The sequence below is a fragment of the Citricoccus sp. genome (assembly GCF_035445025.1).
In the GTDB taxonomy this organism is placed as follows: Bacteria; Actinomycetota; Actinomycetes; order Actinomycetales; family Micrococcaceae; genus Citricoccus.
The window spans coordinates 1-1773 of the sequence record NZ_DAOMPX010000162.1 but is presented as its reverse complement, the minus strand read 5'-3'; the positions used below and the strand labels follow the sequence as shown (position 1 = coordinate 1773).

The following is a 1773-nucleotide window of genomic DNA, read 5'->3' as shown; positions in this document are numbered from 1 at the left end:
ACGGCGGCCTCGAAGGCGGAGACGGTCTCGACGTCGGTGCGTCCCATGGTGACGAACACGATCGCCTCGAAGTGCAGTCCGATCGCCTCGGGGGAGACCACGGCGCGGTATCGCTCGATCGCGCCGGACTGCTCGAGGTCCTTCAGCCGGCGATGGCAGGCGGACAGGCTCAGCCCCACCTTCTGGGCCAGGACGGTCGCACTCATGCGCCCGTCCTCCTGCAGCAGGGAGAGGATCTCCCGGTTGATCGCGTCCATGCCGACAATCCTCCCGTTCAACCCCCGGATCTACACAACACATCGAAGCACATTTCGCGCGATCCTCCGTACGATCTCCGGCAGAACGGTCGAATGGAAGGACGAGCGCGATGGATACGGCGTTGATGGCCCAGTTCTGGCTGGTGGCCCTGCTGCTGGCACTGACCCCCGGCGCCGACTGGGCCTACGCGATCTCGGCCGGTCTGCGCGCCCGCTCCGTGGTGCCCTCCGTGGCCGGCATGGCCTCCGGCTACGCGCTCGTGGTCACCATCGTCGCGGTCGGGGCCGGCGCGGTGGTCACCGCGTACCCGGTGACGCTGACCGCCCTGACCGTCATCGGCTCGATGTACCTGCTCTACCTGGGCGTCTCCACGCTCACGGCCCAGGCCCCGCCGATCACCGCCAGCGACCAGCCCCTCGGCACCGGCTCGTTGTCCCAGTTCTTCCGCGGCGCCGGGATCAGCGGGATCAACCCCAAGGGCCTGCTGTTGCTGCTGGCCCTGCTGCCCCAGTTCACCTCCGCCTCCGGTGCCTGGTCCTCCACGGCCCAGATGTTCACGCTCGGCAGCCTGCACGTGGCCAACTGTGCGGTGATCTACCTCGGGGTGGCCCTGCTCGCCAGGCAGCTGCTGGGCTCGCGCCCGCGGGCGAGCAACGCCGTGGTCAAGGTCTCCGGAGTCCTGATGGTCCTGATCGGCACCGGCATCCTCGTGGAGCAGGGGATCGCCCTGTTCTGAGCCGCCTCGCAGCGGCCACCCAGCAACGGTCGATACCCTCAGTCTGCCCACGGGAGACGACCAGGAGGACCCATGCAGCAGCCGACCATGCTCCGCCGCGGACTGCAGGGCGTCGGCGTCATCCTCGTCATCGTCGGCGGCGCGGTCTTCGTGCTGATGCTCGTCCTCGGGCTCGAGGCGTTCCTTGCCCAGTTGCCGGAATCCACCGGGGCGGCGAGCGTGTTCTGGGCGACCGTGGCGCTGGTGATGAAACTGGCCGTGCCGGCCCTGCTGGTCTGGATGGGTGTGCGGTGCATCAACCCACCGGACCGCCGCAGGGAGACCTCGTGATCACCAGTCCGGACGGTCCGAGGTCCGTGGGCCAGGCCGGCAGCCGCCCTCCGCTCACTGGGCCGCGGACCGTCGTGCTGCTGGGGATCGACGGGTCGGGGAAGACGACCACGGCCGTTGCCCTCGCCGCCGCTGAACGGGACGAGGGCCGCAGGGCACTCGTGGTGCGCAACCGCTCCGGCCGCCGGTGGCTGATCCGGGCGGGGCGCCGCGTCGGCACGGAGCTTCCCGTCCGGTGGGCGGACCGGATCGAGACGGTGGTGCGCACCTCCAATGTCGTGCTCTCCCACCTCCGGGCCGCGAGCACCGACGGGCTGGTGGTCATGGACCGCCACCTGGTGTGCCAGCTCGTGCTGAGGCAGGTCCGGGGGCTCCCTCCGGGCCGGGTCCTGCCGTGGCTGTCGGACCGGTTGCTGCGCCGGGCCACCGTGGTCCTCCTGGACGTCCCG

Annotated in this window: 4 protein-coding genes; 3 read left to right on the top strand and 1 reads right to left on the bottom strand. The window is 70.4% G+C overall.

Going from position 1 to position 1773, the window contains the following annotated elements:
* Positions 1-257: Lrp/AsnC family transcriptional regulator (locus PLJ28_RS15850; protein ID WP_324590440.1), on the bottom strand; the 257-nt coding region annotated here is incomplete at its 3' end.
* 110 nt (positions 258-367) lie between these two features.
* Between PLJ28_RS15850 and PLJ28_RS15845 the strand changes: the two genes are divergently transcribed.
* The 3 genes from PLJ28_RS15845 to PLJ28_RS15835 form a co-directional block, all read left to right on the top strand.
* Complete coding sequence (locus tag PLJ28_RS15845) at positions 368-994, top strand: LysE family translocator (protein ID WP_324590439.1); 627 nt, start codon at positions 368-370, stop codon at positions 992-994.
* A 72-nt stretch (positions 995-1066) separates the two neighbouring features.
* Positions 1067-1324 carry a hypothetical protein gene (locus PLJ28_RS15840; RefSeq protein WP_183529204.1) on the top strand — a complete coding sequence of 86 codons (258 nt, stop codon included), beginning with the start codon at positions 1067-1069 and terminating at the stop codon, positions 1322-1324.
* A partial coding sequence (locus PLJ28_RS15835) for an AAA family ATPase (RefSeq protein ID WP_324590438.1) occupies positions 1321-1773 on the top strand: 453 nt, incomplete at its 3' end. The genes PLJ28_RS15840 and PLJ28_RS15835, both read left to right, overlap by 4 nt.